Annotated in this window: 20 protein-coding genes; 7 read left to right on the top strand and 13 right to left on the bottom strand. The window is 61.9% G+C overall.

What is annotated here, in order from left to right; genetic code table 11:
• Window positions 1-53: 53 nt before the first annotated feature.
• The 8 genes from AC1RMF_RS12145 to AC1RMF_RS12110 form a co-directional block, all read right to left on the bottom strand.
• Entirely contained in the window at window positions 54-1,340 is a 1,287-nt protein-coding gene (locus tag AC1RMF_RS12145) for an HDOD domain-containing protein (protein WP_493141701.1), read from the bottom strand.
• Window positions 1,337-2,968, bottom strand: a complete 1,632-nt coding sequence (locus AC1RMF_RS12140; RefSeq protein WP_342620601.1) for a putative bifunctional diguanylate cyclase/phosphodiesterase — start codon at window positions 2,966-2,968, stop codon at window positions 1,337-1,339. Before AC1RMF_RS12140 ends, AC1RMF_RS12145 begins: the two co-directional genes overlap by 4 nt.
• A gap of 164 nt (window positions 2,969-3,132) precedes the next feature.
• Entirely contained in the window at window positions 3,133-3,876 is a 744-nt protein-coding gene (locus AC1RMF_RS12135) for an aspartate/glutamate racemase family protein (RefSeq protein WP_342620600.1), read from the bottom strand.
• Window positions 3,877-3,883: 7 nt separating this feature from the next.
• The gene (locus AC1RMF_RS12130; RefSeq protein WP_493141699.1) at window positions 3,884-4,603 is read right to left on the bottom strand and encodes a GntR family transcriptional regulator; all 720 of its coding nucleotides are present in this window, start codon (window positions 4,601-4,603) and stop codon (window positions 3,884-3,886) included.
• Complete coding sequence (locus AC1RMF_RS12125; RefSeq protein WP_493141697.1) at window positions 4,600-5,487, bottom strand: ABC transporter permease; 888 nt, start codon at window positions 5,485-5,487, stop codon at window positions 4,600-4,602. The genes AC1RMF_RS12130 and AC1RMF_RS12125 overlap by 4 nt, the downstream gene beginning before the upstream one ends.
• 2 nt (window positions 5,488-5,489) lie before the next feature.
• Window positions 5,490-6,401 carry an ABC transporter permease gene (locus tag AC1RMF_RS12120; protein ID WP_493141696.1) on the bottom strand — a complete coding sequence of 304 codons (912 nt, stop codon included), beginning with the start codon at window positions 6,399-6,401 and terminating at the stop codon, window positions 5,490-5,492.
• A 192-nt stretch (window positions 6,402-6,593) separates the two neighbouring features.
• A complete protein-coding gene (locus AC1RMF_RS12115) occupies window positions 6,594-7,874 on the bottom strand; it encodes an ABC transporter substrate-binding protein (RefSeq protein ID WP_493141694.1) in 1,281 nt (426 codons plus the stop codon).
• Between the two features lie 65 nt (window positions 7,875-7,939).
• On the bottom strand, window positions 7,940-8,977 hold the full coding sequence (locus AC1RMF_RS12110; protein WP_493141693.1) for an ABC transporter ATP-binding protein: 1,038 nt from the start codon (window positions 8,975-8,977) through the stop codon (window positions 7,940-7,942).
• Window positions 8,978-9,220: 243 nt separating this feature from the next.
• On the opposite strand from AC1RMF_RS12110, the gene AC1RMF_RS12105 reads away from it, so the two are divergent.
• The 3 genes from AC1RMF_RS12105 to AC1RMF_RS12095 are packed head-to-tail and all read left to right on the top strand — an operon-like array spanning window position 9,221 to window position 12,130.
• Complete coding sequence (locus AC1RMF_RS12105) at window positions 9,221-9,634, top strand: nuclear transport factor 2 family protein (protein ID WP_493141691.1); 414 nt, start codon at window positions 9,221-9,223, stop codon at window positions 9,632-9,634.
• A 7-nt stretch (window positions 9,635-9,641) separates the two neighbouring features.
• Window positions 9,642-10,541: a polysaccharide deacetylase family protein gene (locus tag AC1RMF_RS12100; protein WP_493141690.1), complete on the top strand. Its 900-nt coding sequence runs from the start codon at window positions 9,642-9,644 to the stop codon at window positions 10,539-10,541.
• A 32-nt stretch (window positions 10,542-10,573) separates the two neighbouring features.
• Entirely contained in the window at window positions 10,574-12,130 is a 1,557-nt protein-coding gene (locus AC1RMF_RS12095) for a gamma-glutamyltransferase family protein (protein WP_493141688.1), read from the top strand.
• A 4-nt stretch (window positions 12,131-12,134) separates the two neighbouring features.
• On the opposite strand, the gene AC1RMF_RS12090 is transcribed toward AC1RMF_RS12095, so the two are convergent.
• Window positions 12,135-13,028 (bottom strand): DMT family transporter, encoded by an 894-nt coding sequence (locus tag AC1RMF_RS12090; RefSeq protein ID WP_493141686.1) that lies wholly within the window; start codon window positions 13,026-13,028, stop codon window positions 12,135-12,137.
• Entirely contained in the window at window positions 13,025-13,732 is a 708-nt protein-coding gene (locus AC1RMF_RS12085) for a glutathione S-transferase N-terminal domain-containing protein (RefSeq protein ID WP_493141684.1), read from the bottom strand. Before AC1RMF_RS12085 ends, AC1RMF_RS12090 begins: the two co-directional genes overlap by 4 nt.
• 221 nt (window positions 13,733-13,953) lie before the next feature.
• Here AC1RMF_RS12085 and AC1RMF_RS12080 point away from each other — a divergent pair, with 221 nt between their 5' ends.
• Window positions 13,954-15,978 (top strand): cytochrome C, encoded by a 2,025-nt coding sequence (locus AC1RMF_RS12080; protein ID WP_493141682.1) that lies wholly within the window; start codon window positions 13,954-13,956, stop codon window positions 15,976-15,978.
• An 80-nt stretch (window positions 15,979-16,058) separates the two neighbouring features.
• A complete protein-coding gene (gene rquA / locus AC1RMF_RS12075; RefSeq protein ID WP_342620588.1) occupies window positions 16,059-16,802 on the top strand; it encodes a rhodoquinone biosynthesis methyltransferase RquA in 744 nt (247 codons plus the stop codon).
• A 3-nt stretch (window positions 16,803-16,805) separates the two neighbouring features.
• On the opposite strand, the gene icmF is transcribed toward rquA, so the two are convergent.
• The 3 genes from icmF to ccoG all read right to left on the bottom strand — a co-directional run bounded on the left by icmF (window position 16,806) and on the right by ccoG (window position 21,965).
• Window positions 16,806-20,102 (bottom strand): fused isobutyryl-CoA mutase/GTPase IcmF, encoded by a 3,297-nt coding sequence (gene icmF, locus AC1RMF_RS12070; RefSeq protein WP_493141679.1) that lies wholly within the window; start codon window positions 20,100-20,102, stop codon window positions 16,806-16,808.
• 115 nt (window positions 20,103-20,217) lie between these two features.
• Complete coding sequence (locus tag AC1RMF_RS12065; protein ID WP_342620586.1) at window positions 20,218-20,460, bottom strand: hypothetical protein; 243 nt, start codon at window positions 20,458-20,460, stop codon at window positions 20,218-20,220.
• 44 nt (window positions 20,461-20,504) lie between these two features.
• Complete coding sequence (ccoG, locus tag AC1RMF_RS12060) at window positions 20,505-21,965, bottom strand: cytochrome c oxidase accessory protein CcoG (protein ID WP_446738014.1); 1,461 nt, start codon at window positions 21,963-21,965, stop codon at window positions 20,505-20,507.
• Between the two features lie 151 nt (window positions 21,966-22,116).
• Here ccoG and AC1RMF_RS12055 point away from each other — a divergent pair, with 151 nt between their 5' ends.
• The gene (locus AC1RMF_RS12055; protein ID WP_342620585.1) at window positions 22,117-23,208 is read left to right on the top strand and encodes an efflux RND transporter periplasmic adaptor subunit; all 1,092 of its coding nucleotides are present in this window, start codon (window positions 22,117-22,119) and stop codon (window positions 23,206-23,208) included.
• 7 nt (window positions 23,209-23,215) lie between these two features.
• The gene (locus AC1RMF_RS12050) at window positions 23,216-26,530 is read left to right on the top strand and encodes an efflux RND transporter permease subunit (protein WP_342620584.1); all 3,315 of its coding nucleotides are present in this window, start codon (window positions 23,216-23,218) and stop codon (window positions 26,528-26,530) included.
• Window positions 26,531-26,557: the final 27 nt, after the last annotated feature.

Genomic DNA, 26,557 nt, shown 5'->3' with positions numbered 1-26,557 from the left:
TTAAGCAATGACGCATGCTTGCCCCATGCCATGAATAGGGGTGTCACAGCACATTAACTTGACATGTATGGCAACAGAAGGTTGCGAAGATCTGATACCGCGCTCATTTCACCCGTTGACAGCGCCCTGTCCGACTCCCAGTCGCAATACAGCATGGCCCGCACACTGCCATTTGCCACAGGTAGCAGAATGAATTTCTTCACATCGGGCAGCAGATCCCGATAGCCATCCGGCAATGAAGCCGACTTCAGCCTGGAAACGTCATCTATCGATACGTCAATGCTTCTCAGGATGACCGCATGAAACGGTGTCGGCTTGAATTCCGCCGCTATCTTGAATTGCGCACGGAAAGCTTCCTGGTCCTTGCCAAAGCCCGCATACACCCGGAACGACCCGGTTCGCGTCATCATCAGGAGCGCACAGTGCGCCATGCCCAACAGCCGGGCAACCTCGGGCAACATGGCATTGAGCATGGCATCAAACGACAGACCGCTTTGCTGTTCCAGCTTGCCCAACAGGTCCAGCAAATCCTGTTCGGCGGACTGGGGGGGCACTATGCCATTCTGTCGCACCATCTCATCCATCTTGCGTCGCGTCAGGTTGCCCAGTCGCTCCTTGTCCACCCCGGGGAGATTCAGATTGCGCAAGAGTTCATTGGCCTCGTCCAGGCGCCCTTCGTGGATCAGGGAGGACGACGAACTCGCGAACGCAGCCAGCCCCACCAGGGAGGCATCGCCGGAGCCATCGATGATGGACAGAAGAAAGTTGGGCAAATTCCAGCGCGCGGCCAGCTCCACGCCCAGCTCCTGATAGGTCACACCCAGTACCGCCGTCTCCACCGTATGCGGGTCTGATCCATCGGCCACCAGGCGCGCGATGGTGGCAGCCTCCTGGGGAAGATATCTTCCGGTCATCAGGCGACCGATCTCGTACATCAGCGTGGCGATGGATGCCTCTTCCGCTCGATCCTCATAGGCGCACCGGGCCAACTCGGAAGCAAACAGCGTCCGGGACAAATTGTCGTCCGCCGACAACTCCTCTTCGGTCACCACTTCGGTCCCAAGCACCACCCGCATCAGGGCATCGTTTCCCAGCACTTTCATGGCGGCGGTTACCGATGCAGCGCCCTTGCCGAAGGCAGCGTACATCGGTGAATTGGCCAGCGCGAGCACCTTTTGCGTGAGGGCAAAGTCCTCCACGATGAAGTCAACCACCTGGTGCTTGCCTTCGTCTGCGCTATCGAGTGCACCCAACACCGATGCCACAGAACGTTCCCTGGCCGGGATCCCATTGGAATCCTGCATGGCCTCCAGCAAACGCTCCAGTGTGCCAATCGTCATGCGGCCATTTCCATTTGACGCAACAGGTGCCTGCAAATTGCTTGAGCCGACATGGGATGGCCCAGCAGATAGCCTTGAATCAGGTCACATCCAGCCGCCTTCAGAAAGTCGAACTGGGTGTCGTTTTCCACGCCTTCGGCGACCACACGCAAGTCAATGCTTTGCCCCAGATTGATCATTGCGCTGATGAGCTGCTTGTCCGGCGTAGGACCGTCGTGCAGCTCTGCAATCGCCCACACGAACGCCTTGTCGATCTTGATGCTCGATACCGGCAGGCGCGTCAGGTAGGACAGGCTGGAAAAACCGGTGCCGAAATCGTCTATGGAAAACCGGACACCGCGCTCACGCAGCGTGTGAAGCGCCTGCTCCGTCTTGTCCTTGGCAAGCAACAAGGTGGACTCCGTGATTTCCAGGATCAGCGAACGCGGATCGATACCAGCTTCCTGGATGGCACTGATCACCTGCTGATCGAAATGGTCGCCATCGAATTGAAGCGCCGACACATTGACGGACATGACAAAGCCCGGGCAGAGGGACTGAAACTGCTTGAGCTGATGGCAGGCGCTTCGCAATGCCCAGTTGCCAAGAAAAGGCATGAGCCCGGCCGACTCTGCAATGGGGATGAAGACGTTGGGCCCCACCGTGCCGAGCTTGCGGTTCTCCCAACGCATCAAGGCCTCGGCTCCCACCAACTGCCTGTTCATGTCGAACTGTGGCTGGTACTCTAGGTAAAACTCGCCTTCCTGGATGCCCTTGTGCATGGCGGACGTAATGGAAAAGTCAGGGCTGGTCTCACCATGCGCAAACACCGAAATGCGGTTCTTTCCCGCATTCTTGGACTGGTACATCGCTGTATCGGCATTCTTGAGCAGCGATGAGTAGTCATCCCCATGCAGCGGGTATTCGGCAATGCCGATGCTGACTCCCAGGTAGGCATTGTGCGGCGCGGTCTGGAAAGGTCTGGCAACGGCGATCAGCACCGCCTTCAGGACCTGAATCGCCGACTGCAGGCTCTTGCCCGGAAACAGGATCACGAATTCGTCGCCCCCCAGGCGCGCGAGAATGTCTTGCGGGCCCAGCAACTTCAGCAGACGCTTGGTCGTCTCCACCAGCACGGCGTCGCCGGCCTGATGTCCCAGGGTATCGTTCACTCGCTTGAATCCGTCCAGATCCATCAAGGCAACGATGAATCCTTCGTCAGTGGATTCAATGCAGTTGGCAACAGCCCTTTTCAAGGCTCCACGGTTGGGCAAGCCGGTCAGATCGTCGTGCTCGGCCGCGTGGCGCAACGAAGTCGCCTCGGTCTTCCATGACGAGATGTCCATCATGGTCATGACGTATTGGCCGTTGGTGCTCAGTCGCTGGCACCGGAAATTGACCCAGCACGGATTGCCTTCCCTGCCTATGCGGACGTCACAGTTGAATGCATCCGGCGTGCCCAACATGGCTTGGCGCACCAAAGGCACTTCGTCGGCATGGATGAAGTCCAGAAAGTTTCTGGGCAGGGTCGGTGATTTGAAGAACTGCGCCAGCCAGCGCTTGCCGGCCTCAGAGATGAATTGAATGTCGAAACGGTCGGTTATACGAAGAACGGCATCCACTGCTCTGTCCAACGACAGGGGCGTCATGCTGCTTGGATCCGCCACTGAATGCCGTTACCGATGCAGGCCGCTGCCAAAAGCGCTATGGAAATATTGAATGCCAAAGCCAACACGAGCAACGCCCCTCCGTTTTCCCCCGAGGATAACACTACATAAGTGGGCAAAAGAGCGAATGCCTGTCGGTCTGGCGCCTACCCGGCAACCAACCCGGTAGCGGCCAGCTCCGACGACACGTTGGACCAGGCAAAGTCGAACACGCGTTTGGCCTGCAATGTCTCCGGCTGGGCCTGGCGCAAGGCATGGTCCACGCCAGCCGTCACGCTGTCGAGCACCGGGACATGAACCCATGGCTGGATGATGGCGGCCATACCCGCCAGCCCGGCGCCGCCCAGTATCACGCTGTGCGCGCCTGACGCGCGTGCCGCGTCCACGCAGGCCTTGGCCAACAGCGTGTGCGCCGCTTGCGGGTCAGCTGCCAGTTCGGCGCCACTGGGCGCCACGGTGTGGATGACGGCCAGCTGTTCGCCAAACCCCAGACTATGCGCCAGCCGTTCCAGCATGGGCTTCCAGCGCTCTCCGCCCGTCACGATGGCAAAGCGCCCACGCGCCGCCGCAGCGATGAACGAAGCCTCGGCCAATCCGGTAACCGGCAATTGGCTGACCTGGCGCAGCGCCAGCAGACCAGGATCGCCAAAGCAGCCGATGAGCACGCTGTCAAAGCGCGGCTCGCCCGGCGCCAGCGCACTGGCCCAGGCGTCCAGCGTGGCGTGTGCCGCCACCGCATAGCTGGCTTCGCAGGCGATATAGGGTGCGCCAAAGCGCGCGGTGCGCACTTCGACTTGAACTTGTGGTCCGGCCAAGTCCTGGGCGTGGGTGCTCAGCAGCTTGCTGACGTGCAGCGAGGTATTCGGATTGATCAGCAGCAGGCGGCGCATGGCGTCCTCATACCGGCGCCATGGACGGGTCCGAGCCAAACAGTGCCAGCAGATCGGGCGTATCAGATTCGGGCACGTTGAATTGCAGCTGTGCTTCCAGCTGGGCCAGATGTTCATGCATCAGTCGCGCGGCCTCCTTGGCGTCGCGCAGGCGGATGGCGTCCAGCAGGGCACGGTGCTCCTGACAGGCGCAGGTGTTGGCATCCAGATGCGGCTGCATCTTGGGTGTGCCATAGGTCATCAGAATCAGGGAGGTACGCGATACCAGCTCACGCAGGATGCGGCCCAACGTCTGGTGCTGCGCCGCGTTGGCAATGTGCAGATGGAAGTCGCCCGAGAGGCGTATGGCCCTGCGCATGTCGCCCTGGCGGCGCGCCTCTTCCTCCTGCGCTATGCACTGCGTCAGCACGGCGATATCGCTCTTGCTGGCGCGCTGGATAAAGCAGGCAATCAGGGTGGGCTCGATCATGCGGCGCACTTCAAACACTTCGCGCGCTTCCGCTTCGGTGGGCTGGGCCACCATGGCACCACGGTTGGGTGTGAGGGTGACGATCTGCTCGTTGGCCAGACGCACCAGCACCGGACGGATGCGGGTTCGCGACACCCCAAACGCCGTGGCCAGGCGGTCCTCCACCAGCTTGGTGCCGGGTGGCAGACGGTGGTCCAGAATGGTCTCCACCATGCGCTCGTAGATTTCGTTCTCGGTGAGAACTACCGGTTCACTCATGCCGCACGCCTTGACTTCTGCCGTTTGCTCAACAGCTTGCCCAAGCCCACGGTGAGACCCATCACCACAAAGGACACCACCATAGTCACGGTGCCCAGCGCGTAGATGGACGGTGTGGTCACGGTGGTGGTGAGGCCCTGCAGCTCCAGTGGCAGCGTATTGACGTCGCCAATGGCCTGCGAGGTGCGGGCAATCTCGTCCCAGCTCAAGGTGAAGCCGAACATGCCAATGCCCACTACGGACGGTGCGATCAGCGGCAGCACCACATGGCGAAAACCTTGCCAGGGTGTGGCACCCAGATCGCGTGCGGCTTCCTCGTAGGCGGGGTTGAAGCGGTTGAAGATGGCAAACATGATGAGCAGTCCAAAGGGCAACGTCCAGGTCAGGTGCGCGCCCAGGGCCGAAGTGTAAATCCCCAGTGCCGTGCTGTAGCTCTCCAGCAGCGACTCCATGCCCCAGGCTTCCAGCACCTTCTTGATGCCCGTGTCGAGCAGGCGGAACTCCAGACCAATGCCCAGCGACACAATGATGGACGGCATGATCAAACTGGCCACCACCACAAAGAACAGCACGTTGCCGCCCCACAGCTTCTTGCGGAATGCCAGACCGGCCAGTATCGACAGCACCACGGTCAGTGCCATCACGGTCAAGCCCAGACCCAGCGAGCGGTACAGCGCGGCACCAATGTCCACCACGCCCAACCCTTCGGCCAGCTTGTGGAACCAGTGGGTGGAGAAACCCTGCATGGGGAATGTCAGACCGCCTTGGGGGCCCTGGAAGCTCAGCACCACGATCACCAGCATGGGGCCGTAGAGGAACAGCACATAGGCCGCAAAGAACAGGGCCAGTGGCCAAAAGCCGGAAGCGCGTTTTTCGACAGCCATGTTCACAGCTCCTTGCGGATATCGACCAGGCGGGTCAGCGCCCAGATGATCATCAGCACCAGCGCCAGCAGGATCACCGCGTTGGCCGCAGCCAGCGGGAACTGCAGGTAGGAGGTCTGCACCTGGATGATCTTGCCGACCGAGGCAATCTGCTGGCCGCCCATCACGCCGATGGTGACGAAGTCGCCCATGACGATGGTGATGACAAAGATGGAGCCGATGATGATGCCGGTACGGCACAGCGGCACGATCACGTTCCACAACGTCTGCCACGCCGTGGCGCCACTGTCGGCGGCGGCTTCCAGCAGGCTGCGGTCAATGCGCATCATGGAATTGAAAATGGGCACGATCATGAAGGTGGTGAACAGGTGCACAAAGGCCAGCACCACCGAGAAATTGGAAAACAGCAACCACTCCACCGGCTGGTCCACCGCCCCCAGCCCCACCAGCATGGAGTTGACCAGCCCATTGCGCCCCAGCAGCGGCACCCAGGCAATCATGCGGATCACGTTGGACGTCCAGAACGGGATGGTGCACAACACAAACAGCACCACCTGCACGCCATTGGACTTGACGTGAAAAGCCAGGAAATAGGACACCGCAAAGCCGATGACCAGCGTGAGAAACCACACCAGCAGGCAGAACTTGAAGGTGGACAGATAGGTCTTGAAAGTGACGCACATATCGTCACCTGACAAGCAACCCTCAAACACCGCCACGTAATTCTTGAACGTGAAGTCCGGCAGCATCTCGTACTGGTTGTAGTCCCAGAAACTCACCATCAGCACCAGCGCCAACGGGATCAGAAAGAACAGCACAAACACCGTGGTCAACGGCAAAGCCTGCCACCAGGCCGCAATCGTTCGCCCCGGCGCAGCGCCAGAAGCCGGTAATGAAGGTGTAGGTGCGCTCATTGAAGTAGCCAGTTATGCAAGCAAGAAAACCATACGTCTGCGCACACACTCGACGAGCGAAGCAACGCCCAGGGTGCACGCAGTGCCACCCCATCCAGGAACACCGCGGAACCGGCTTCGCCGGGCCGCAGGTGTTGCCCCCTTTTAAGGGGGGAACAGGCTACACGCAGTGAGCCTGGACGGGGGTGCGGCTTACGCCGCTACAAACTCATTCCACTTCTGAACCATGTACGCGTTCTCGTCCATCACCGCATTCCAGCAGGCGATGCCACCCATGCGGGCTTCATAGCTGCCGCCGTCGCGCACTTCGCCCTTCTTGGCCAGCAGGTCGCCGTGCGGGCTCTTGATGTCTTGCGTGGCGGGTTTGCCTTCCATCCAGTAGGCCCACTCGTAAGCTTCCATCTTGGCCTTGGCAGTGTCCAGCACGGCGCTGTAGTAGCCCTGGCGATTCAGGTAGGCACCAGCCCAGCCGTCCAGGAACCAGTTGATGAATTCGTAGGCACCATCCAGCTTCTTGCCGGACAGGGTGGCGGGCAGACCGAAGCCGGAAGCCCAGGCGCGATAGCCTTCCTTGAGCGGCTGGAAGGTGCAGGCGATGCCCTTGGTGCGCACGGCCGTCACGGCGGGGCTCCACATGGACTGGATCACCACTTCGCCAGAGGCCATCAGGTTGACGGACTCGTTGAAGTCCTTCCACAGGCTGCGGAACTGGCCGGCCTTCTTGGCTTCGATCAGGGTCTTGATGGTCAGATCAATTTCCTTCTTGGTCATGTTGCCCTTGTCGGGGTACTTGTACAGACCCATGGCTTCCACCACCATGGCAGCGTCCATGATGCCGATGGAGGGGATGTTCAGGATGGCGGCCTTGCCCTTGAACTCAGGGTTCAGCAGTTCAGCCCAAGAGCTGATGGGGCGCTTGATCAGGTCGGGACGGATGCCCAGCGTGTCGGCGTTGTACACGGTGGGGATCAGGCTCATGAACTGCGTGGGAGTCGCAGAGAACTTCTTGGACTTCTCACCTTCCAGGAAGATGGTCTTCTTGGGAGCGGTACCCTGGTCGCCCACCTTCTTGCCGGCCACTTCACCCTTGGTGAAGAGCGTGGTGATCTTGTCGGCGTTCTTGATGCGCTTGGTATCAATGCCCTTGAGGTTGCCGGTGGGCACGATGTTCTTGAGCGAGAAGTATTCGGTGTCGATCAGGTCGAAGCTGTTGGGCGCGGTGACGGCACGCTTGGTGACGTCGTCGGTAGTCACGGCCACGTACTGGATTTCAATGCCAGTGTCGGCCTTGAACTTGTCGGCGATTTCCTTGTCCTGGTTCACCGCAGTGCCCAGATAGCGCAGCACGATTTTTTCCTGCGCATGGATGGCGGGGAACATGCCAGCAGCCAGAATGCCTGCGGTGCCTTTGAGAACCGAGCGGCGCTGCACGGAGAGTGCGCTCAAGGGGGAATCTTTCGTTGCGTCTGACATGGAAGTAACTCCTTTGGGGGTGATGAATCTTCTTGCGAAGGTTGGGGAAATCGTTGAACCTGGAATCAGGCCTGCAGGGAATGCGCGGACTCGGGCGTCCAGGCCAGTTGCACCGCGTCGCCTACGGCAAATGGCCTGGCAGCGAACTGCGCTTCGGACAGCATGACTGAGTACTCGGCCGTGTTCACCACGGCCTGCGCAGCGCTGGGATTCTGCAGCCCCAGCAACACATAGGTGCCCTGGTATTCCACGTCGGTCACCAGCGCAGGAATGCTGGGCAGTCCTTCAATCTCACTGGAACCGGCAAGGGCCACGCGGGTCTGGTCGGTACGCACGCCGATCTTGCCGGCAGGTGTTTCGATCACGTTGTGGCCGCCCATGAAGCGCGCCACGAATTCATTGACCGGCTTGTTGTAGATGGTGTGCGGCGAGCCGCTTTGCTCGATGATGCCGTGGTTCATCACCACCATGGTGTCGGCCAGGGCCATGGCTTCTTCTTGCGAGTGGGTCACATGGATGAAGGTCAGGCCCAGTTCCTTTTGCCAGCGACGCAGTTCGGCGCGCATCTGTATGCGCAGAAAGGGGTCCAGTGCAGAGAGCGGCTCGTCCAGCAGCAAGGCCTTGGGCTGGGTGATGAGGGCACGCGCCAGCGCTACGCGCTGCTGTTGCCCGCCGGAGAGTTCGCCCGGCTTGCGTGCGGCCAGATGGCCCATGGCCACGCGCTCCAGCAGATCCTGCGCCTTGGCCAGCCGCTCGGCCTTGGCCACGCCTTTCATCTTGAGGCTGAAGGCCACGTTGTCCAGCGCACTCAGGTGCGGGAACAGCGCAAAGCTCTGGAACATCATGGCCGTGCCGCGCTCGGCAGCGGGTAGGTCGGTGATGTTGCGGTTTTCCAGCAGCACGTCTCCGCTGCTGACCGACTCGTGGCCGGCAATCATGCGCAAGGTCGTGCTCTTGCCACAGCCCGAGGGGCCCAACAGACAGCAGTAGCTGCCATTGGCAATGCGCAGATTGATGTTGTCCACGGCAGGCTTTCCCGCGCCGTAGCGCTTGGTCAGCCCGACGACTTCGATGGCACTGGGAGGAGTGGCGACTGCATTCATATGACCCACCACTACGCAAACACTGTGCCATGCTTTTGTACACAATTTTTCAATCGAATGTACGCAAATTGCACTTCATTTGTGCACTGCGCGATTCGATGGGGCGCGTGCACCTTTCAATTCGGTGCATGCGCACCACCCATCCTCACGGCATGCACATGGAACAGAAACTGCTTGATAGCGGTGCAAACACATCCGTGCACGCGCTGCACACCAACCGTGCCCGGCACGACCAGGAAAGCTATGAACACTGCAACCGCAATGGGCCCCAAGGAAATCGTGGAAGAGTTTTTGCGCATCGTCATGATTCCCGACCCGGAGTCCGCCCGCGCCTTCACTTCTCCCGATCTGCAGATACTCTTTACCGGTGGACGCGCCATGCGCGAGCCCGCACAAACCAGTGCCTTCAATGCCAGCCGCTACAAGTGGGTAAAGAAGCGCTTCATACAAACTGACTTGGTGGTTGGCGCCACCGATGCAGAGGCCATCGTCTACAACATCGGGACCCTGTACGGCGAGTGGCTGGACGGCACGCCCTTTGAAGGCAACCGTTATGTGGACCGCTACGTGGTAAGCCACGGCAAGATCGTGCAGATGCAGGTGTGGAACGACAGCGCAGAGTGGCTGCTCGTGCGCGCGGGCCTGGCCACGCTGTAAGGCTCCCATGGTGACTCCATTTGCCACCCTTCCCGGCCACGGGCGCTTTGCCTACAGCGGCATTGCCCGGCGCCCCGACTACCACTGGCCCCAGGGAAAGCGGCTGGCTGTCTATATAGGGTTCAATCTGGAGCACTTTGCCTTCGGCGAGGGACTGGGTGCCGGCATAGGCCCGGCATCGCCACAGCCGGACGTGCTCAACTACAGCTGGCGTGAATATGGCAACCGGGTGGGAGCCTGGCGCTGCCTGGAGCTGTTTGACCAACTGAGTCTGCCCACCGGTGCCCTCGTCAATACCGCGCTGATGGACCATTGCCCTGAATTGCTGCAGGCGGTGCTGGCGCGGGGCGACGAACTGATAGGGCATGGACATAGCAACGCGTTCCGCCAGTCGGACCTCACGGAGGACCAGGAACGCCAGTTGCTGGACGGCTGCCGCACACGCATTGCGCAATGGCAGGGTGCGGTGCCTGCTGGCTGGCTGTCTCCCTGGATATCGGAGAGCCGCAGCACGCCGGACCTGTTGGCGGAAACCGGCTACAGCTACAGCCTGAACTGGTGTCATGACGACCAACCCACGCGCATGCACACACGCAGCGGCCAGACGCTGTGGTCCATCCCCTACCCGCAGGAACTCAACGACATCCCCATGATCATGGGCCGGCACATGGATGCCTGTGCCTTTGCCGACATGGTGATCGACAACTTTGACGAAATGCTGCTGCAGAGCCTCCAACAGCCGCTGGTCATGGGGATTGCGCTGCATCCTTACATCGTCGGCCAGCCGTATCGCCTGCGGCACTTGCGGCGTGCCCTGCAGCACATTGCCCGCGCGCGTGACGCTGGAGACATCTGGTTCACGACACCGGGCGCCATCTGCGACCACATGCTGGCGCTCAACCCATGAGGGGCACTGCATCGACACATTCCTCCCGGGGCATGGTGACCAGTCCGCATGCACTGGCCAGTCAAGTCGGGGCACAGATACTGGAACGTGGTGGCAATGCGGTGGAAGCTGCGATTGCCACCACGGCCAGCCTGTGCGTGACCTACCCGCACTTCTGCGGGCTGGCGGGTGACGCCTTCATGCTCATCAGCGATGCACAGGGGCGTGTGCAAACGCTTTCGGGCATTGGCCAGTCTGCCGCCGTGGTACCGGCTTATGACGGGGCCATCCCGCTGCGGGGCCCGCGCTCCGCACTGACCAGCGCTGCAACCGTGGACACGCTGGCGCAGGCGCAGGCCATCAGCCGCGACGACCTGGGCGGCAGCCGGAGCTGGGGCGATTTGCTGGCCCCGGCCATCGCGCTGGCGCGCGACGGCTACGAGGTGAGCGACTCCGAGCGCTTCTGGCTGAATTTCCGTTTGCCCGATGCCCAGGCGCTGCCCGACATCTATCGCCATTTTCTGCACCAAGGTCAGATTCCCCCCGCGGGCTTTGTGCGACGCCAACCCGATCTGGCCCGCACCCTGGAAACACTGGCCGAGCGCGGCCCCAGGGAGTTCTATGAGGGCAAGCTGGCCGAGCGCATGGGCAGCGCACTGCAAGCTGCAGGCTCACCGCTCACCCAGCACGATCTGGCGCTGACGCGGGCCCGGCTGGAGCAACCGCTGTCCCTGCCCTACCGCGGCGGCGAACTGCTGGCGCACCAGCCCCCCACGCAAGGCATGACCACGCTGGAAATCATGGGCATCCTGGAGCGCTTCGACCTGCAGGGCATTGCCGAAGGCAGTGCCGACTACTACCACCTGCTGGTGGAGGCGGTGAAGCAGGCGTTCATGGACCGCAACCGCTGGGTGGCCGATCCGGAATTCGCCATGGTCCCTGTCGGTGGGCTGTTGTCCACGGCCCACCTGGATGCGCGCGCACGCGCCATCCGCATGGGTGCGGCCTTGCCCTGGCCGCAGACGTTTCAAACCGGGGACACGGTGTATGTGGGCGCAACCGACATGGCTGGCAACAGTGTCTCCATGCTGGCCACCATCTACTTTGATTGGGGCAGCGGCATGGTGGTGGGCGACACCGGGCTGATCTGGCACAACCGGGGCGCCTCGTTTTCGCTGGATCCAACACACCCCAATGCGCTCGCGCCGGCCAAGCGCCCGTTTCACACGCTCAACCCCGGCATGTACCGCAAGAACGGCAAGGTGCAACTGCTCTACGGCACCCAGGGCGCCGACGGACAACCGCAAACCCTGGCGGCAGTGCTCACACGCTTGATTGACTACGGCATGGACCCCATGACCGCGCTGCGCCAGCCGCGCTTCCTGCTGGGCAAAACGTTCTCCGACAGCCAGGACACGCTCAAGCTGGAAAGCGACATCCCTGCAAGCGTGGTCGCGCAGTTGCGCACGCGTGGGCACGCCATCAGCCTGATCGATGCGCGCAATCCGCTCATGGGACACCCGGGCGCCATTGCCATCGACGCAGTCAGCGGCCAAATGACCGGCGCGCACGATCCGCGCAGCGATGGCTTGGCGGTGGGATTGCCGTGAAGACTCAGGTCGCGGCGAGCCTGTGCTTTTCGTGCAGCGTCAGGACCGCGCCCGCCACGCCGCATGCAGCAATCAGACCCATGCCCATGACCGATTGCGCATCGGGCACGTGCCTGAACACCAGCCAGCCGCCCAGAATGCCTAAGCCGATCTGCAGATACATATAGGGTGTCAGCGTGGCCGCCGGGGCTCGCTCAAACGCCAGGATGAACAGCAGATTGCCTGCCGATGCAGCCAGCCCCATCACCAGCAGACCCAGCCCAGCCTGCAGGTCCGGCACGGGCGCCCAGATCCAGGGAAGAACCACAGTCAGACACAGCAACGCGGTCGAACAGGTATAGGCCTGGGTGCTCACCGCATCTTCAGTGCGGGCCATACGGCTGGTCAGCAGCTGGTACGCCGTATTGAAAAAGACCAACCCCATTGGCAACAGCACGGCCCAGCCGAACACACCGCTGCCGGGCCGCACGATGATCAGGGTGCCGGCCAGGCCGCCACCCACCAACAACAGCCGATACAGCGATACGTGTTCCCCCAGAATCCGGCTCGCCAGCAGCGTGACAAACAGGGGCGTGGTCATGGCCATGGCGGTGAATTCGCCTACCGGCAAATAGCGCAGGCTGAAGAACGCAAGCCCCTGGACCGCCAGCAGCAGCACACCGCGCACCACATGCCACTTCAGATGAACCGTGCGCATGCTCGCGAACCCGCGACGCCAGGAAACAAAGGCAATGGATACCGCCGCCTGAATCCCGAACAGCACCCACAACGCCATCAAGGGCGGCACGGTTTGCGTCACCCACTTGGTGGTGGTGTCCAGAATGACAAAGCACACCAGAGCCGTTACCAGCAGCATGCCGCCCAGCAACAGCCTGTGCTTCTCCGCTGAACGGTTCAAGCCGCTGCTTTCGGAATCTGCAGGCCGCGCTCCACCGCTGGGCGCGCCACGAACTGCTCCAGTGCACGAATCACTTGCGGGAACTTCTCTATACCCACCAGATCACCTGCACCATAGAAACCGATCAGGTTGCGCACCCAGGGGAAGATGGCAATGTCGGCGATGGTGTAGCTCTCACCCATGACCCACGCGCGCCCTTCCAGGCGCTGGTTGAGCACACCCAGCAGGCGGCGGCTTTCGGCCACGTAGCGGTCGCGCGGACGTTTGTCTTCAAAGTCCTTGCCGGCAAACTTGTGGAAGAAGCCCACCTGGCCAAACATGGGGCCAATCCCGCCCATCTGGAACATCAGCCACTGCAGGGTTTCGTAGCGCCCGGCTGCATCCGCCGGAATCAGTTGGCCGGTCTTTTCGGCCAGGTACCACAGGATGGCGCCGGATTCGAACAGCGCCAGCGGCTTGCCGCCCGGGCCGTCGGGATCAATGATGGCGGGAATCTTGTTGTTGGGATTGAGCGAAAGGAACTCCGGCGAAGTCTGGTCATTGGTCTGGAAGCTCACCAGATGTGGCTCATACGGCAGGCCGGTTTCCTCCAGCATGATGGAAACCTTGACTCCGTTCGGGGTGGGCAGCGAGTACAGCTGCAGGCGCTGCGGATACTGGGCAGGCCATTTGCGGGTGATGGGAAAGTCTGAGAGCGTGTTCATGGTCAGTAAGTGCGGGAAAGTGGGCAGATTCTGGCATGGGCCGGGCAAATCAAGGGTGCGGCCGGCGGATAACCGCACGCGCCCACCGGACGCCATTGGGACTGTTCACAACAGTAGATTGAGGTAAATCAAGTCCTCCGCTGGTAATGGTTGTGGCCTTCTTCACTCGCCCCACATAATGGTCCTCGGGAAGTAGCATCCAAAATAATCTGAAATACACCATGCAAACCAACCCTGCTCTGTCACTGCGTCACTTCTTGATGTGCCTTCTGGCACTGTTTCTGTCAGTCGGGGCCTGGGCCCAAAGCGCGGCGAGCGCCGCCGCAACCGGGTTGGACAACGCCACTTGTCTGAGCTGCCACGATGGTGGCAAAGGCAAACTCAAAGCCAGCGACGGCAAGGGCAAGGAACGGGTGTTGCATGCGGTCGCCGCAGACGCGCTGGCCAAGGGTGTGCACGGCAAGATGCAGTGCGTGGCCTGCCACACCGACATCAAGGACAACGCGGGCACAGGCAATGCCCACCAGAAGAACACCACCGAGCCGCTGAAGAAAGTGGACTGTGCGGGCTGCCACCAGGCGCTCTGGGAACAGGTGCAAAAGGATGGCAAGGCCGCCGAGCGCCCACGTCTGGGCACGGTAGTTCAGAACATTGAGCTGTACAAGAAGTCCTTCCACGCCAAGCCCAATGAAGACGACGAGACCAAGCCCAACGCCACGTGCGACAACTGCCACGACACCCATAGCTTCAATGTGCCTTCGGCCAGCCTGCCCAAGGACTCGCCGGAGCGCGCCGCCTGGCGCCTGAGCATTTCCAAGACCTGCGGCGAAAACTGCCACACCGACCAGCTGGAAGCCTATACCGACTCGGTGCATGGCAAAGAATCGCTGGAAAAGCACAACCCCAAGGCCGCCGTCTGCAGCGACTGCCACAGCGCGCATTCCGTCAACAGCACCTCGGGTAACGCTTTCAAGCTGTCCATCTCCTCGCAGTGCGGAAGCTGCCACGAGGCCAACTTTGCGTCGTACAAGGCCACCTACCACGGCCAGATCAGCACGCTAGGCTATGCCTATACCGCCAAGTGCTACAACTGCCATGGCAGCCACGACATCCTGCGGGTGGATGACCCGGCCTCCAAGGTCCATCCGGACAACCGCATGAAGACCTGCAAGACCTGCCACAGCGGTAAGAAGGAAATCCCGCTGGCGCCGGACGGTTTTGCCTCCTTCCAGCCACACGGCAACCACCACGACTTCAACAAGTACCCGCAAATCTGGATTGCCTTCCAGATCATGGTGCAGTTGCTGGTGGGTACCTTCGGCTTCTTCTGGCTGCACACCCTGCTGTGGTTCTTCCGCGAGTACAAGGAACGCAAGCAACGCCAAAGCCAGCCGCACATCAAGGCCGACGTGCTTCCAGCCAATATGGCCGGCAAGCATATCCAGCGCTTCAGCCCGATCTGGCGCCTGGGCCACATCACCTTCGCACTGAGCCTGATGATCCTCACGCTGACCGGTATGCCGCTGTTCTATCCGGATGCACCCTGGGCATCGCACCTGATGAACGCCCTGGGCGGCCCGCACATTGCGGGCAAGATCCACCGGGTCAATGCGGTGATCTTTGCTGGCGTGTTCTTCTGGCACCTGTTCTACATGGGCATGCGCGTGGCACGCGACTGGAAGAACTTCAAGATCTTCGGCCCGAACTCGCTGGTGCCCAATCTGAAGGACGCTGCCGACATGCTGGGCATGTTCAAGTGGTTCTTCGGCAAGGGTCCGCGTCCGAAGTTTGACCGCTGGACCTATTGGGAGAAGTTCGACTACTGGGCTCCGTTCTGGGGTGTCACCATCATCGGCGTCAGTGGCCTGGTGATGTGGCTGCCCAATGTGTTTGGTGCCTTCCTGCCGGGCTGGGTGTTCAATGTGGCGGCCATCTTCCACGGCGAAGAGGCCTTCCTGGCGGTGGTGTTCCTGTTCACCGTGCACTTCTTCAACAACCACTTCCGGCCCGACAAGTTCCCGCTGGAGGTGGTGATGTTCACCGGCACCTTCTCGCTCGAAGAGTTCAAGCACGAGCATCCGCTGGAGTACCAGCGCTTGGTCGATAGCGGCGAGCTGGAAAGCCGCCTGGTCGATGCTCCGTCACCGGCCAAGATGAAGGCATCCAGGATCCTGGGCTTCACACTGATCGCGTTCGGCCTGACCCTGTTGACGCTGGTTGGCATCGGTTTCTTCACCAGTTTGTAAGAGCTTGTGGCGATACTGTTGACCTCTTCCCACTGCCCGGTGCCGCTCTGCTGCACCGGGCCCATCCTGAAAGACATGTAGTGAGCCCACCTCCCGCCGCCAATACCGTGGAAACCACTTCCCTGTCCGCCAAACACGCGCTACCTCCAGCCACGATTCCAGCCTATCTGGAAAACACGTACTGGTGGGCTTACCTGCATCCGCGTGCGGTGCACATCTTTGAACGCCAGTGGCTGGTCAACCTGATTCTGTGGGGCAACTTTGCGCGCCTGCGCGACGCCGCCTTGCAGGAAATGGGCGAAGTCATCAATGGCCGCGTACTGCAGGTGGCCTGCGTGTATGGCGATTTCACCGAACATCTGGTGCGGCGTCTGGGTCCGCAGGGCAGCGTGGACGTGATTGATGTGGCGCCCATACAGATCAAGAACCTGCACGCCAAGCTCAAGAACACGCAGCGGGTGAATGCCCATCTGCAGGACTCCACCGCGCTGCAGTTTGCCGACGGCAGCCACGACTCCACGGTGGTGTTCTTTCTGCTGCACGAGCAGCCTGCCGAAGTGCGCCGCAAGACCATTGCCGAGGCCCTGCGGGTCACCAAGCCGGGCGGCAGGCTGGTGTTTGTGGACTACCACAAGCCCCGCGCCTTCAGCCCGTTCCGTTACCTCATGGTGCCGGTGCTCACCATACTGGAGCCCTTTGCCATGGATGTCTGGAACCACGAGATCGCCAGCTGGCTACCCGAAGGTGCGCCAGTGGAAAAGATCGAAAAACAGACTTACTTCGCAGGCCTGTACCAGAAGGTCGTGATGACGAAGAAGGCCTGAGCCTTACATGCTGCGCCGGTACTGACCACCCACCTCGAACAGGGCGTTGGTAATCTGCCCCAGCGAGCAGACCCGCACCGCGTCCATCAGCACCTCGAACACATTCCTGTTTTCGATCACGGCCTGTTGCAAGGCTTTCAGCATGGCGGGCGCCTTGTCTGCGTTGCGGGCGTGGAAGTCCTGCAGGCGCTTCAACTGGCTTTGCTTTTCCTCATCGGTGGAACGGGCCAGCTCCAGCTTGTCCTGCACCTGGTCGCCATGCGGATTGCGGAAGGTGTTGACGCCGATGATGGGCAGCTCACCGGTGTGCTTGAGCATTTCATAGGTCATGCTCTCGTCCTGGATCTTGCTGCGCTGGTAGCCGGTTTCCATGGCGCCCAGCACGCCGCCGCGCTCAGCAATCTTCTCGAACTCGGACAGCACGGCCTCTTCCACCAGCTCGGTGAGTTCTTCGATGATGAAGGCACCCTGGTTGGGGTTCTCGTTCTTGGCCAGACCCCACTCGCGGTTGATGATGAGCTGGATGGCCATGGCGCGGCGCACTGAGTCTTCGGTAGGCGTGGTGATGGCCTCGTCAAACGCATTGGTGTGCAGGCTGTTGCAGTTGTCGTAGATGGCAATCAGGGCCTGCAGCGTGGTGCGGATGTCGTTGAACTGGATCTCCTGCGCGTGCAGGCTGCGGCCACTCGTTTGAATGTGGTACTTAAGCTTTTGGGACCGTTCGTTGGCACCATAGCGCTCCTTCATGGCCACCGCCCAGATGCGCCGGGCCACGCGGCCCATGACGGTGTACTCCGGGTCCATGCCGTTGCTGAAGAAGAAGGACAGGTTGGGCGCGAAGTCGTCGATGTGCATGCCGCGCGCCAGGTACGCCTCCACAAAGGTGAAACCATTGGAGAGCGTAAAGGCGAGCTGGCTGATCGGGTTGGCACCTGCTTCTGCAATGTGGTAGCCCGAGATCGACACCGAGTAGAAGTTGCGCACGTCATGGTGCACAAAGTATTCGGCAATGTCGCCCATGACTTTCAGGCTGAACTCGGTGCTGAAGATGCAGGTGTTCTGGCCCTGGTCTTCCTTGAGGATGTCGGCCTGCACCGTGCCGCGCACATTGGCCAGCACCCATTCGCGGATCTTGGCGGTCTCGGTCTCGGTGGGTTCGCGGCCGTTGTCCTGTTTGAATTTGTCGATGTTCTGGTCGATGGCGGCGTTCATGAACATGGCCAGGATGCTGGGCGCCGGGCCGTTGATGGTCATGCTGACCGAAGTGGCCGGGTTGCACAAATCGAATCCGCTGTACAAGACTTTGAGGTCATCCAGCGTGGCAATCGACACGCCACTGTTGCCCACCTTGCCGTAGATGTCCGGTCGCGGGTCGGGGTCGTTGCCGTACAGGGTGACCGAGTCGAAGGCGGTGGACAGGCGCTTGGCCGGCATGCCGGAGCTCAGCAGCTTGAAGCGCTTGTTGGTGCGAAAGGCATCGCCTTCGCCGGCGAACATGCGCGTGGGGTCTTCGTTTTCGCGCTTGAAGGCAAAGGTACCCGCGGTGTAGGGGAAGCTGCCGGGCACGTTGTCCAGCATCAGCCACTTGAGGATTTCGCCATGGTCCTCGTATTGCGGCAGGGCCACCTTGCGGATGGTGGTGCCAGAGAGGCTCTTGGTGGTCAGCGCGGTGCGAATCTCCTTGTCGCGGATCTTCACCACGTATTCGTCACCAGCGTAGGCCTTTTGCATCTCGGGCCACTGAGCCAGCAGCTTGCGAGCGGCAGCATCCTGGTTGGACTCCCGCTGTTCAGCCAGATCGATGGCCGCCTCGGACGCCTTGGGGCGGTGCGGCTTGTCGGTCGCCAGCATGTTGGCTGCTGCGCGCAGTTGCTGGATCTCGCGCGCCAGCTTGGCCTGGGCGCGAGCCTTGGCCTTGTAGGCGCGCACGGTATCGCTGATATCGGCCAGGTAGCGCACCCTTGCGGCCGGCACCACCGGTGTCTGGTTGGAGCTGAAGCGTACGCTCACGCGGGGCAACAGGCCGTCTGCTTTTGCCTGGAGGCCCAGAGCCTGCAGGCGCGGCAGCAGCGCCTGGTACAAGGCGGTGACACCGTCGTCGTTGAAGCGTGCCGCCATGGTGCCAAATACCGGCATCTGCTCTGCAGGCGTGGTCCAGGCTTCCTTGTTGCGCTGCACCTGCTTGGCCACGTCGCGCAGCGCGTCGCTGGCGCCCTTGCGGTCGAACTTGTTGATGGCGACGAACTCAGCAAAGTCCAGCATGTCGATTTTTTCGAGTTGGCTGGCCGCACCGAACTCCGGCGTCATCACATACAGCGGCACATCCACCAGCGGCACGATGGCCGCATCGCCCTGGCCGATGCCGGAGGTTTCCACCACGATCAGATCGAATCCTGCAGCCTTGCAGGCGGTGATCACGTCGGGCAATGCCGCGCTGATCTCGGAGCCGAAGTCGCGTGTGGCCAAGCTGCGCATGAAGATGCGCGGGCCGGACTTCCACGGAGAAATCGCGTTCATGCGGATGCGGTCGCCCAGCAATGCGCCTCCACTCTTGCGGCGTGAAGGGTCGATCGAGATGACGGCCACGCGCAGGCTGTCGTCCTGGTCCAGACGCAGGCGGCGGATCAGCTCGTCGGTCAGCGACGATTTGCCCGCACCGCCGGTGCCGGTGATACCCACCACAGGAATGGTGCGACTCGCCGCCTGGGCTTGCAGAGCACCCATCAGTGCAGCATCCACCTTGCCTGCTTCCACGGCGGTCAGCAATTGCGCCAACGCACGCCAGCTGGCCTCGGAGTGGCCCTGCAGGGCTGCCACGTCCTTGGGCGCGAAGGGACTCAAGTCCTGGTCGCAACGCATCACCATCTCGCCGATCATGCCGGCCAGGCCCATCTTCTGACCGTCTTCCGGGCTGTAGATGCGGGCCACGCCGTAGGCATGCAGCTCGCGGATTTCGGGTGGGACGATCACGCCGCCGCCACCGCCAAACACCTGGATGTGTGCGCCGCCCCGGCTCTTGAGCAGGTCCACCATGTACTTGAAGTATTCGACATGCCCGCCCTGGTAGGAGCTGATGGCAATGCCCTGCACGTCTTCCTGCAAGGCGGCGGTCACCACCTCGTCCACGCTACGGTTGTGGCCCAGGTGGATGACTTCGGCGCCCATGCTCTGCAGGATGCGGCGCATGATGTTGATGGCCGCATCGTGCCCGTCAAACAGGCTGGCAGCGGTGACAAAGCGCACCTTGTTGCTGGGGCGGTAGTTGGCAAGTGCCTTGAATTCGGCAGATAGGTCGGTCATGGGTCTTCCTCGGGCGGCGCATCGCAGGCGCACTTGACGTTTACGTAAACGTCAACTGTAAACGATTTAGACCAACACAGGCTTACACCGCCCGTCTGACTTGCAGAACGGAGCTCTACAGGGGGCTTTGGTTGACCGCGTTAGGCGGCAGCGACAGGAACAGCGTCAGAGCGCCCGCCAGCGAGGTCACAAACCAGAATACGAAGAAGCCCAGGGTGTAGGTGGCCTGGCGCGACAGCTCGAAAGCGTGGCCAAACCAGCTCATGTCCTGGGGATCAATGACCGCGAACACCAGCAACTCCAGAACACCCGCCATCAAAAACGAAGGCCATGCAATCCACATCAGCTTTTGCTTCATTTTTTGTCTCCTGCTTTTATGGGGTCACTGTAGCGCGGAACGGTTCAGCGTGGCACGATAAAGACGGACTTTTCGGTGACGCTCTTGCCAATGCCGGTCGCTTCGATCTTGAAGTGGATCGTGTGCGAGCCAGGCTCCGCGCCTTCGTAGGGCAACTGCAGCCGCACCGGTACCCAGCGCGACTCGGTGGAGGCCACGGTCACGTCGGCGTTGCTGGCCACGCTCAGTCCTGGCAGACCTTCCACCGAGATATGGAAGGACTGGGAGGACTCCGCCGCATTCATCACCTGGATGCGGAACACGTTCTCGATCTTGCCGCCTTCAGCAATGCGGGCCAGCGAACCGCGGTCGCGGTCCACATCGACCTTGAATGGCAGGCGCAATGCCAAGCTGACGGCCATGGCCGTGACCACCACACCCAGGATGGTGGTGTAGATCAGCACGCGCGGGCGCAGCACGTGGCGCAGGGTCTGCTGGCGCGTCCACTTTTGCTCCAGCGCATGTTCGGTGCTGTACTTGACCAGGCCGCGCGCATAGCCCACCTTGTCCATCACGGTATCGCAGACGTCGGCACAGGCGCCGCAGCCAATGCACTCGTACTGAAGGCCGTTGCGGATATCAATGCCGGTGGGGCACACCTGCACGCACAGGCTGCAGTCCACGCAGGCGCCCAGATTCAGCGCTGCCGGATCGGCCTTCTTGCTGCGGGCGCCGCGCGGCTCACCGCGTTCCTTGTCGTAGGTGACGACCAGGGTGTCCTTGTCGAACATGGCGCTTTGGAAGCGCGCATATGGACACATGTATTTGCAGACCTGCTCGCGCATGAAGCCGGCATTGCCCCAGGTGGCAAAGGCGTAGAAGAAGGTCCAGAAGATTTCCCAGGAACCCAGGTTCCACTGGGCAAATTCGCCAGCCAGCACCTTGATCGGCGTGAAGTAGCCAACGAAGGTGAAACCCGTCCACAGCGCCAGGGTGATCCACATGAACTGTTTGGCCGCCTTGCGACCGAACTTCTCCAGTGTCCAGGGCGCGGCGTCGCGGCGCATGCGCATGGAGCGGTCACCCTCGGCCAGCTTTTCCAGCCACAGGAATATTTCGGTATAGACCGTCTGCGGGCAGGCGTAGCCGCACCACAGACGCCCTGCTACCGCCGTGAACAGGAACAGCGAATACGCTGAGATCACCAAGATGCCGGTGAGATAGATGAAGTCCTGGGGATACAGCACCAGGCCGAAGATGTAGAAGCGGCGTGCGCCCAGATCGAACAGCACCGCCTGGCGTTGACCCCACTCCAGCCAGGGCAATCCGTAGAACACGATCTGGGTGAGGAACACCAGCACCCAGCGCCAGCGCGAGAACACACCGGAAACACTGCGCGGATAAATCTTCTTGTGCGACTGGTACAGCGACACCAACTCCGGATCGGCACCCGGGGGCGGCTCGATGGGCGCGGTGGACACCGTCAGGGGAATGACCTTTTTGACTGGGCTATTTGAATCAGACACTTGAATTTCGTACTTTCAACGGTATTAACCCGATAATACCCATACTAGTATGCAATCGACTGACCTATATCAATCGCATACGAACACTGGACACCCGCGGAAAAGCAGGTATCCCCTATACAAAATACTGTATGGGGTATAAAATCGGGGCATGAAAACCTTTCCCTACACGCTATTGTGCCCCCGCCGCATGACATTGGCTGCCGTTTTGGGCCTGGTGACCATGGGCGCCGGTCCCGCCTTGGCACAGAGCCAAGCTGTCCCCACCGTTACCGTCAAGTCCAGCGCCAGCGCAGACAGCTACGTGCTCGATGGCGTGATCCAGGCCGTCAAACAAAGCACCGTAGCCGCGCAGGCGTCCGGGCGCATCGTCAGCTTTTCCGTCAAGGCCGGTGACAAGGTACGTGCCGGCCAGGTCATTGCCACCATAGACGACCGCGAAGCCCAGGTCGGCAGCCAACGCGCCCAGGCGCAGGTCAGCCAGACCGACGCCGACCTGCGCAACGCACGGGCCCAGCTGGAGCGCACACGCGACCTGCAGGCCCAAGGGTTCGTCAGCCAGGCCGCACTCGATACCGCTACCGCGCAGTTCCAGTCAGCCCAGGCCCAACGCGAACAGGCCACAGCCAGCGCCCGCCAATCGGCATTGGCACAGGGCTACACCCGCGTCACGGCGCCGCTGGACGGCTGGGTTCTGCAGACTTTTGCCCAGGCCGGTGACTTGGCCGTACCGGGTACGCCGTTGCTGGTGGTCTACACGCCGCAGCCCCTGCGCGCGGTGGTGCAGGTACCAGCTTCACGCACCGCAGCCGTGCGCCAGGCGCGACAAACCGCTGTCGTAGTGGACAGTGGTGTGGGTACCCCCCAAAGTATTACCCCGCTCAATCGCGTGGAGGTCCCCTCCAGCGATCCGGTCTCCCAGACCACCGAATGGCGCATGGACCTGCCAGCCAAAGAGGCGGCTGCTCTGGTCCCGGGCCAGCAGGTGCGTGTGCAATTTGCCGTTGCTGGCGGTTCCGGCAGCGCACGCTTGCTGGTGCCCACCAGCGCCGTGGTGCGCCGTGGCGAGCTGACCGCCGTGTACGTCGCTTCCGGCAAGACCTTTGCCTTGCGTGCCGTGCGTCTGGGTGCCGATTTGGGCAGCGAGGGCACCGAGGTGCTCACCGGTCTGCGTGCTGGCGAGGTCGTCGCCACCGACCCGCTGCGTGCCGCCCAGCCCGACGCGACACCCGCGTCCAAGTGAGCGTTCCATGAAGCAAACCAATTCATTGGGTGTCTCCGGCCGCATCGCCGCGGCCTTTCAGGGCAATGCGCTCACGCCCCTGCTGGCGCTGGTCGCGCTGCTGCTGGGCCTGTTTGCCGTGCTGGTGACGCCGCGCGAGGAAGAGCCGCAAATCAATGTGACCATGGCCAATGTGCTGATTCCCTTCCCCGGGGCCAGCAGCCAGGACGTGCAGAACATGGTGGCCAAACCCGCCGAGCAAGTGTTGGGGCAGATTGCCGGCATAGAGCACACTTATTCGGTGGCCCGCCCCGGCATGGCCATTCTCACGGTGCAGTTCAAGGTGGGCGTACCGCGCACCGAAGCGCTGGTGCGCGTGTATGACGTGCTCAACGCCCACCAGGACTGGCTGCCGCGCGATCTCGGCACGCTGACCCCCATCGTCAAGCCCAAGGGCATTGATGATGTCCCCGTGGCAGCACTGACCCTCTGGAGTCAGGACGCGGGTTCCGCTGCCGAACTGGAGACGGTCGCCCACGCGGTGGAAGCCGACCTGAAGGCCGTGCCCGGTGTGCGCGAGGTGCAGACCATTGGCGGCCCGGGACGCGCCATCCGCATCGCCCTCAACCCGGAGCGCCTGCGGGCACGGGGCGTGGACGTGCTGACGCTGCAAAAGACGGTGGCTGCGGCCAACTACGGCATGCCGGCCGGCGCCGTCCTGGACACCACACCTAGCAGCAACGCCAACAGCCCGGGCTCCCACATGCTGACCGTGGACGCGGGTGAGTTCCTGCGCAACGCACAGGATGTGGCCGACATCGTGGTGGGCGTGAGCAACGGCAAGCCCGTGTTCCTGCGCGATGTAGCCGATATCAGCACTGGCACCCTGCAGCCGCAGCACTACGTCTGGTTTACGCCCGGCGCGGCCTTTGCCACAACCCCAACCGCCGCGACCAGCCAAGGCGCGGCCAGCGCGCCCGCAGCGGGCCAAAACTACCCGGCAGTCACCATCCAGGTCAGCAAGAAGCCTGGGGAGAACGCCGTGGACGTGTCCAGCGCCGTGCGCGCGCGCATGGATGCCTTGCGCAACACCGTGATCCCGGCAGGCGTGCACGCCAGCGTCACCCGCGACTACGGTCAGACCGCCGCCGAAAAAGCCAACAAGCTGATCCAGAAACTGGCTTTTGCCACCGGCTCGGTGATCCTGCTGGTGGGCTTTGCACTGGGGCGCCGGGAAGCCATCATCGTCGGCACTGCCGTGATCCTGACGCTGACAGCCACGCTGTTTGCCTCCTGGGCCTGGGGCTTCACGCTCAACCGCGTGTCGCTGTTTGCGCTGATCTTCTCCATCGGCATTCTGGTGGACGACGCCATCGTGGTGGTGGAGAACATCCACCGCCACCAGCAGCTCACACCGGATGCGCCCTTGCGCAGCATCATTCCGCTGGCGGTGGATGAGGTGGGTGGCCCGACCATTCTGGCTACGCTGACCGTGATTGCCGCACTGTTGCCCATGGCCTTTGTGTCCGGCCTGATGGGGCCCTACATGAGCCCCATCCCGATCAACTCCAGCTTGGGCATGGCGATCTCGCTGGCCATTGCCTTTACCGTGACGCCCTGGCTGGCGCTCAAGTTCATGCGCGAGCACGGCGCGCACCCGACACATTCCGGCACGGCCCAACCCGCTTCGGCCCCGACCCGGATCACGCGCATCTTCCATGCGGTTCTCCGGCCGTTTCTCGACAGTGCGCGCAAGCGCTGGCTGCTGCTGGGCGGCATTCTGGCGGCCTTGCTGCTGTCGGTAGGCCTGGCGCTGGTGCAACTGGTGGTGCTCAAGATGCTGCCCTTTGACAACAAGAGCGAGTTCCAGGTGGTGGTGGATATGCCTGCCGGAACGCCGCTGGAAGACACCGCGGCCACGCTGCAGGAACTGGGTGCCTATCTGGCAACCCAGCCCGAGGTGACCGATCTGCAGGCCTATGCCGGTACCGCCTCGCCCATCACCTTCAACGGGCTGGTGCGCCAGTACTACCTGCGCTCGGACGCCGAACAGGGCGATCTGCAGGTCAATCTGGTGGACAAGCACCACCGCGACGACAAGAGCCATGTGATTGCCCAGCGCCTGCGCCCGGCCCTGGAAAAGATAGCCATGCAGCACCATGCCCGCATCAAGGTGGTGGAGGTGCCGCCTGGCCCGCCGGTGATGTCGCCCCTGGTGGCAGAGATCTATGGCCCGGACGAAGCCGGTCGCCAGAAACTGGCTGCCCAGGTAGAGGCCGCATTTGCCGCAACCCCTGACATCGTCGGCGTGGACAGCAGCCTGCGGGAAGATGCGCCGCGTGCTTTCCTGCGCGTGCGCCGGCAACGCGCCGAATCGCTGGGCATACCGGTGGCATCCATCGCCCAGACGGTTTCAGCCGCCCTGGCGGGTGCGGATGCGGCGTATCTGCACGACGGTGTTTCCAAGTACCCGGTGCCGGTGCGCATCCAGTTGCCCCTGCAGTCGCAGCTCGGCCTGGATGCCATCCTGGCCCTGCCCCTGCGCGCGGCCAATGGGCAACTGGTTCCCCTGTCCGAACTGGTACAGGTAGAACGCGGCATCATCGACAAGCCGCTCAGCACCAAGGACCTCAAGGAAGTGAGCTATGTCTTTGGCGATATGGCCGGCAAGCTCGACTCGCCGCTGTACGGCCTGTTTGGCATCCGCTCGACGATGCAGTCTGCTGCCGACAAGCCCATGGCCGGCAATGCCGAGTACTGGATCCACCAGCCCACCGACACCTACCGCCAATACGCGCTCAAGTGGGACGGCGAATCGCAGATCACGTACGAGACCTTCCGCGACATGGGAGCTGCCTACGGTGTCGGCTTGATCCTGATCTACCTGCTGGTGGTGGCGCAGTTCAAGAGCTATCTCACGCCACTGGTGATCATGGCGCCGATTCCGCTGACCATCATCGGGGTGATGCCAGGCCACGCGCTGCTGGGCGCACAGTTCACCGCCACCAGCATGATCGGCATGATCGCGCTGGCCGGCATCATCGTGCGCAATTCCATCCTGCTGGTGGACTTCATCGAGCTGCAGGTGAAAGAAGGCGTGGACTTCAAGTCGGCCGTGCTGCAGTCGGCCATCGTGCGGGCGCAACCCATCGTGCTCACCGGTCTGGCAGCCATGATCGGCGCATTCTTCATCCTGGATGACCCGATCTTCAACGGGCTGGCCATCTCGCTCATCTTTGGCATTCTGGTGTCCACCCTGCTCACACTGGTGGTGATACCGGTCCTGTATTACGCGCTGTTCCGGCGCCGTATGGAGCTGCGCGCAGACGCGGCCCTTTCCTAAACCCCAATCCACTACAAAACCAGGAGA

This window comes from Rhodoferax sp. GW822-FHT04A08 (assembly GCF_058801025.1).
This window is presented reverse-complemented; position numbering and strand designations above follow the sequence as displayed.